Origin of the sequence: Dendronalium phyllosphericum CENA369 (genome assembly GCF_016056275.1) — a bacterium.
Classification (GTDB): domain Bacteria; phylum Cyanobacteriota; class Cyanobacteriia; order Cyanobacteriales; family Nostocaceae; genus Dendronalium; species Dendronalium phyllosphericum.
Map to the genome: position 1 here is coordinate 1 of NZ_JAECZA010000258.1, position 6,692 is coordinate 6,692.

Here is a 6,692-nt window from a genome sequence, read left to right on the forward strand (position 1 = left end):
GGATTTCGACAGTGTAAACAAGAGCTAGGCTGGACAGATTACCGTTTCACCAATTTTCAACATATTGAGAGGTGGTGGGAGATTATTTTTTGTGTTTACACGATGATTAGTTTAAATTCTTCCGTCTTATTAGGCTTAAATCAATCTCGTCAACTTGAGACTGAGGCACAAGATCTGAGTGATGTTGATTTTTCTAACCATCCGCAATGGAACCATGAATCTGGATGGAAGAATGCTTTAAATAATCTGCGTCTCATTATCCAACCACTTTTACTATTTTGGTTAATTTATCCTTGGTTAAGTATTTTCCCTAATTCACATTTGTTACTGGGATTCAATCATTTAATTGCCGCAATGAATCAATTTAAACCCTATTATGCTTCTGGATGATTTAGCTCCTGAACTACTTGCTTATTCCGGAAAGTGACAGAAGAGGGGTAACTAAAAAAGTTAATAAACGCATCGCTATTTTACTGCTTTTGAAATTACCTCCAATACTTGTAACACTTGAGTTTGCAAATGTGAAAAATTTTCTAAGAATTTAGCTCAACCTGCTTTACCTTTCAAATAGTCGAAAAAATTTTGTAATGGAACTCGCGTGCCCACAAATACAAGAGTTCCACTCGTGATATCTGGATCGGAGCTAATAATTCCTCGATCGCGTAGGACTTTTTGAATATCCATTGTCGTACAAATGTCTATATCTAGACATAGTCTAAACCTTCATCACATTCTAGCTTCAAGTCAGGAGTTGTAAGAGATCGCTTTGTCCAAAGTTAGTTAACTTTGAATTAAGGTGCTAATCTTGCTTTACCTAAACGCTGCTTTTCATACCATTGTGCGATCGCAGGAGCCCAATCCTCAAAATGAGGCCACATCATTTCACACAACTTTTGAATTTCTAGTTGAGCATCTTTCTTATTTCTCAGGTCGCAGAAATGTAAAAAAGACCTTAAATTGAAACTAACTACAAAATGCTGACGATAATCAAAAGGTACTTTACCTCTTGCATGTTCCTCAGACATTCCCGCTTCAAAATCAGCTTTATATTGCTTAGTTGCTTCTAAACACCACTGCAAATCTGCCGCTCTTGCTTCGGGTGAATAGTAATATTTTTTTCCTTGTCTATCAGCATAAGAACCAACAGGACGCAAGTAAAAAACATCTTCAATATTTTTCTTACCCTCTACTACATCAATAAATTGATTCCCTGTATATCTGAAAGATTGAACATCAAATGATACGCCTACTCGATGAGTACGAGCTTGCTGCATCACACTGTGGGGAAAATAACCACAGTTAAAAACAATCTGAGGATGCTCTAAAGGGCCGTAATGTCCTCTCTCACCAGCTAAGAGCCGCTTAACAATAATTTCACCGCTTTGTGACTCCGAGGGCCAAGAGTCGCGCTCATCAAACACAAAAGACTCGGTATAGTCTTGGTGCATCGCGGCATAAATTACCTGCTGCGGGTTTGGTGTTTTGGCAATAACCTCTACTCGGAATCGATCCATTGGCTGCTCTAAATGTGGTTTGTGACTGGGAGTGTTTGTGAATTAGAAGCGGAGCCTGTTTGTAAAACATGGCTTTTAACTCGATTCATCATCTTATCTCTTTAGGCAGATTCATTTGCTTTACAAAAATTTATAAATTTATTACAATTTGTTACATTAAATCAAACAAGAGAAAATTTCATGCGTACCAACAATTCCATCGTTGACGACCAGGGCTTGATGAACAACTTTGCGATTGAGCCAAAGGTTTATGTAGATGAGCAAGGCGATCGCACAGGCTTCACTCCCTATGCAGAATTACTCAACGGTCGTTTAGCAATGATTGGTTTTGTCTGTTTGATAGCATTAGAAGTACTGACAGGACAAGGTGTCTCAAGTCTTTTAACAGGTTTGTAACCAATACAGTTAAAAAATAAACATCACCTGCAAATCCCACTCTTGATTTTGGCGAATAATCTCGATTTGCCTGATGAATTCTCGAAAATAAAATCGTCGCTCTGCTTCTGACAAGTCCAACCAAAATTGCGGTATTGAAACAGCTTGAGCAACAGAACGTAAGTTAACTGGCGGAAGAGTTGCCAGCTTGGCTTGGAGTGCAGAAATTTCTGTGCGGAGTTTATAAGCCCTTAACTTTGCTGTTTCAGTATCCAAAATGCCAGTTTCAACTAAAGCAGGTAACTGTTCGAGTATTTCTTGTTGACGAGCGATCGCTTCCCCTAAACTGTTCTTAATTGCATCTAACTGGGGAAAATTCATTCCCGCTACTGCTAAGGGTAAGTCACGACAAACCGTTGCAATTGTGCGTTCCAAAATATCCTGGTAGGGAATAGCCCGACACTTAGGGCGATTAGGGCAGCTAATAGGACGTAAGTAAAGATACTCTTTGTCTTGGTGGCGCTGGGTAACGCGAGTAACCGTCATGTGCGACTGACATTCGCTACAAACAACTAATCCAGCTAAAGAACGGGGCGCGCTAGCAGTCCGAGGTGGTAATCGGCTGTTACGGCGTAAAAGTCGGTCAACTTGGGCAGCTTCTTCCTTAGAAATTATCGGAACATGTGTATCAGAAATAATTTCACTATTGCGATAAGCTGTGTTACCCCGATAGACAGGATTAGTCAGCCAGCGCCGCCCAGTAGTGACAGAGATTTTCTTGCCGTACTTTTTCGCCAAGTAACGCACAGAACCGCGCAGGGAACCGTAAAGTAGAAAGTTTTCAAAAAAATCTTTAACTACAGGAGAAGTACTACGGTCAACAACGTATTTATCTTTACTTCGGCGGTAGCCGTAGGGAGGTTTACCAGGTGGAGGGGCAGCGTCAAGGCGGTTGCGGGCGTGACCTTGACGGATGCGGCGACTATGCTGCTGACGTTGGATTTCATGTAGCAACTTCAGCAAGTCAGCGCGGAGATGGGAATTTTCCGAGGTGTAGGGTTGTTCGGTAGCAATTATCGCCACTCCCATAGCTTCGAGTTCATTGAGGCGATAGCTTACTTCCTCTACAGTATCCCCCAATTCTTCCAAGCGGCGGATTAACAGATAATCTACAGATTCAGTTTGACAGTCTGTCAACAATTGTTGTAATTGCGATCGCCTAGCGTGTCCAGAAGACTCCGACTTGCCCAAATCTTGATAAACCCGATCCACCTCCCATCCCCAACTATCTCGATCTGGAGAAGATTCTAATAAAGGTTCGGTGTAAGTGTAAGCGATAATTTTCATTAGTCAGCGATCGGTAGTGCTGAGTCAGTTGTAAAGAGTGCTGAGTTCGGTATTCTCCTGTGCCCCTCTGCTCCCCAAACTACTGCTGACTAAGCTCGATAATATTCCCATCTGGGTCTTGAGTGAAGAGAGCAGCCCGACCGGAGGCGCTAGCTTGAAAGGGATAATTTTGATTGACTAACTCTTGCTTGGCTGCATCCAAATCTGCAACTGAAAAAGCAATGTGGGGATTGCGTCCCCATTTTTCGTTTGGGTTGTCGGTGGGAACAGTTGATGCAACTATCAAGTGGATTTGATAGTTGCCAATTTGATACCATGCACCAGGGTATTTGAGAGTGCGGTCTATTTTAGATAATCCCAACACTTTGCCATAAAAATGTTCGGAGCGTTCTAAGTCAGTAACGAGAATAGCTGTATGGAGACTCTGAGTAATTTGCATTGTCGTAAGATGCGATCGCCGGATGCTGCATGGATCGTAACAGATTGCTGAAACAGCCTCACCAAATAATAGTAAGGATAAAAGTTCTCACCAGTTGCACAGGATTTTATAGAGGATTTACTTACTGGGTTTGAATTAAAGCTCAGTAATGAAAAAATAGACTTATTTTATTAAGGGTAAAAGGTCAAACTCTTGACGAATCTCTAATAGTGATTTGTCCAAAAGCGGTTCAAAATTCAAGAATGGAACGTAACGCTGACGCTGACGCGTTTTGAACCAAATCACAATTAATTCTGGTAACAATATTGACAAGACCAAGAAAATTGAACTATATAACCACAACAGGCCATGCTCCTCGATCAAATCGTCATACATAACGCGAATCGCAGGACTAATGGTCGGATCTTTAATTGTGCGTAAGTGGTCATGAAACTTGTAGTTACTCGTCCACCAAGTTAGTGGTAGTAACTTGAGTTCGTCATACATCCCCGTATCACAACCATAAGTAATGTGGGAAATATCATGCGCCAGTAAAATTTTTGCAAATTCTGGTGGCAGTTTCCTGGGATCGGTGACATTTGGATTCAAGGCATAGTATTCCTCAAGTCCTTGCCGAAGAGTCTGGATGCTGTTTTTATCTTTATAAAGAGGGTGAGGATGCTTGCTCATTGTTCGAGCTTAAATTATTTACGAAACGGTATAGTAATTATATTAGCCTTTATGAGTGATATCAGTAAAAAGTTACCGGGACGACCCCGAAGTACCAAAGCTCATGAAGCCATCCTACAAGCAGCTCTAGAACTGCTAGCAGAAGTTGGTTTTGAAGCCATGAGTATTGATGCGATCGCTGTTCGCGCTGGCGTTGGCAAACCTACTATTTACCGACGCTACGCCAATAAGGAGGAATTGGTTGCTGATGCTATTGAAAGTATTCGGCAAGATGTTGTAATTCCCGACACAGGCGATTTCCAAAGTGATATTGATGCATTGATTGCAAGTGCTGCACAAATTACACTCAGTCCTCTGGGGCGACAGACTGTTGCAATGATTATTAGTAGCGCATCAAGTAACTCTCATTTTGCTCAAATCTACTGGACAAAATACCTGCAACCCAGACGGCAAGCCTTTGCTATTATCCTGGAACGAGCAAAAATAAGAAACGAAATTCAATCAGATTTAGATCCTGGGCTAGTCTTCGATACAATGAGCGCGATTATGCTCTATGCACTTATCTTTCAGCCCACGACAGAATCATGGGAAGTCTACGTTCGTCGTGCCTTACATCTCTTCCTCAAAGGAAGTTCAGGCTGACCATAACACTCAGCAATCTGGTGTCAAGAGTTTACTGTGACAATTCATTGAAGTATTAGCCTACGTTACTACCCAAAAGACGATTAGTTATTCATTTGATTTACCCCGATACTGACGTAGCGATTCACGTAAAGCATCTTGAACTAGCTTGCGAATATGTGGTACATCCAGCTGATGACGTACAGGCCCAGCAAACCGTGGATCGTACATTATGATATGGATTAGTCCAAGTGATGGGTTCCAGTCTACTTCCTTCAAAGCTTGTGAAAAACCTTCAACATGGCTTCCATGCTTCGGCGTTCTCGCTCCATTTACCCAAGAGAACATCCGTGTCCGTGGCCCATCTCCAAAAGCTGCTGCTTCGATGAAAACATTTTCATAATGCATAGTTACGTGAAATGGCACAGCATTCGGCTCGTTGTCCAAAGACAGCGGGTCAAGAAGCATAAATCCAAGCATTTGAAGTCCTTTCGGCGCGTAGAATCGCTCCTGATGAAAACCAATTTTAAACCCACTATATAAATGGGCTGTCTCGAACAAAGCTCTACGAATTACACCCCATCTGGGTTTCGCCTGTCTAAAAATCTCAGGATCTGGAATGACTTCAATATTCGTTCCTCGCCCATTACCTCGTTCAATAATCGTTGCAGAACCCAGGGTAAATCCTCTGCTAAAGCGTTGCTCCCAGAGCGCACCAGAACGCCAACTTCGCACAGTTAGTTGAGAACTAGCAGCATTCATAGGAGCAAGACCTATACCCAACATAGTCATGTGAACGTGGGGAGCATGTTCGTTGCGCGAAGGTGTCGAGTGGATACGAGTTAGAAATTTAGTGGCGAGACTTACAGCATTTTCATCGCTTGGTTCATCAAACGGTAATCCTAATCCATCATCAGTAACTGAAATTACTGCTTCATTTATTTCTACATTTACGAAAGTTGCTTGGTTGACGAGGAAAGCGTCAAGAACGTTAGCAACTAATTCGTATACAAAATGTTCAACGCCTTTTGTACTAGTACTTCCAAAGTACATACCTGGTCGTCGGCGAATTGCTTGAACTTCCTTTTCGTATTCAGATAAAGCAGACTCTTCATTCATGATGAAAAAGAAACCAGAGTTTCAGGTTAAGCTACGCTATAACTACTGCAAAATAAAGCTAGGGAACAATCAGATAAATTATGACTACTCTAGCAATCAAAATCCCCAGTATCACCCGCGATCAGTTTTGGGAAATTTGCCAAGCTAATCAAGATTTGCGGTTGGAACTAACTGCTGCTGGAGAAGTCATTGCCATGTCACCAACTCACTCTTGGACAGGACAACAAAACTCTGGACTGACAGCGCAGTTGTGGAATTGGAATGATAGTACAGAACTTGGTATTGTCTTTGATTTCAAGGGGCGACAAACGCCTCTAAACCTAGCCAGATAAAGGTTTGAGAGGCACAGACCCCTTAACAAATGTGGGTACTTATTGAGAATGAACTGTACAGTTATTAAGCAGCTACCTGTAGGGTACAGTTTAATGGTAAAAAAGAACGGTCTCGTAATTTAATTAAGACCGTCGTCATAATGCTGGCATCATTCTACCAAAACTTTTTAGAAAAATACCTAAATAAAGCACAGTTAATCACTCTGAAAATGTTGGTGTGGTTGTTACAAAATCAGAAACAGGTGAAGATAGAAAGACTGGCAGCAACCTTACCTC

Annotated in this window: 9 protein-coding genes and 1 pseudogene; 4 read left to right on the top strand and 6 right to left on the bottom strand. The window is 41.8% G+C overall.

Going from position 1 to position 6,692, the window contains the following annotated elements; translation table 11 throughout:
• Positions 1-390, top strand: a pseudogene (locus I8752_RS29905) (IS701 family transposase); the annotation flags it as partial.
• Positions 391-546: 156 nt separating this feature from the next.
• Here I8752_RS29905 and I8752_RS29910 read toward each other — a convergent pair.
• Positions 547-684, bottom strand: coding sequence for a DUF433 domain-containing protein (locus I8752_RS29910; RefSeq protein ID WP_214435835.1), 138 nt, complete (start codon positions 682-684; stop codon positions 547-549).
• Positions 685-791: 107 nt separating this feature from the next.
• The gene (gene thyX / locus I8752_RS29915; RefSeq protein WP_214435836.1) at positions 792-1,514 is read right to left on the bottom strand and encodes an FAD-dependent thymidylate synthase; all 723 of its coding nucleotides are present in this window, start codon (positions 1,512-1,514) and stop codon (positions 792-794) included.
• Between the two features lie 180 nt (positions 1,515-1,694).
• Between thyX and I8752_RS29920 the strand changes: the two genes are divergently transcribed.
• Positions 1,695-1,910: a chlorophyll a/b-binding protein gene (locus tag I8752_RS29920; RefSeq protein ID WP_214435837.1), complete on the top strand. Its 216-nt coding sequence runs from the start codon at positions 1,695-1,697 to the stop codon at positions 1,908-1,910.
• A gap of 9 nt (positions 1,911-1,919) precedes the next feature.
• Here I8752_RS29920 and I8752_RS29925 read toward each other — a convergent pair whose 3' ends face one another.
• The 3 genes from I8752_RS29925 to I8752_RS29935 form a co-directional block, all read right to left on the bottom strand.
• Positions 1,920-3,236, bottom strand: a complete 1,317-nt coding sequence (locus I8752_RS29925) for a recombinase family protein (protein WP_214435838.1) — start codon at positions 3,234-3,236, stop codon at positions 1,920-1,922.
• Positions 3,237-3,315: 79 nt separating this feature from the next.
• Positions 3,316-3,675, bottom strand: a complete 360-nt coding sequence (locus tag I8752_RS29930) for a VOC family protein (RefSeq protein WP_214435839.1) — start codon at positions 3,673-3,675, stop codon at positions 3,316-3,318.
• 162 nt (positions 3,676-3,837) lie between these two features.
• Positions 3,838-4,344, bottom strand: a complete 507-nt coding sequence (locus I8752_RS29935) for a hypothetical protein (RefSeq protein WP_214435840.1) — start codon at positions 4,342-4,344, stop codon at positions 3,838-3,840.
• Between the two features lie 51 nt (positions 4,345-4,395).
• Between I8752_RS29935 and I8752_RS29940 the strand changes: the two genes are divergently transcribed.
• Positions 4,396-4,986 carry a TetR/AcrR family transcriptional regulator gene (locus I8752_RS29940; RefSeq protein ID WP_214435841.1) on the top strand — a complete coding sequence of 197 codons (591 nt, stop codon included), beginning with the start codon at positions 4,396-4,398 and terminating at the stop codon, positions 4,984-4,986.
• An 87-nt stretch (positions 4,987-5,073) separates the two neighbouring features.
• On the opposite strand, the gene I8752_RS29945 is transcribed toward I8752_RS29940, so the two are convergent.
• Complete coding sequence (locus tag I8752_RS29945; protein ID WP_214435842.1) at positions 5,074-6,084, bottom strand: DNA topoisomerase IV subunit B family protein; 1,011 nt, start codon at positions 6,082-6,084, stop codon at positions 5,074-5,076.
• 80 nt (positions 6,085-6,164) lie between these two features.
• Between I8752_RS29945 and I8752_RS29950 the strand changes: the two genes are divergently transcribed.
• Positions 6,165-6,416, top strand: coding sequence for a Uma2 family endonuclease (locus tag I8752_RS29950; RefSeq protein ID WP_214435843.1), 252 nt, complete (start codon positions 6,165-6,167; stop codon positions 6,414-6,416).
• Positions 6,417-6,692: the final 276 nt, after the last annotated feature.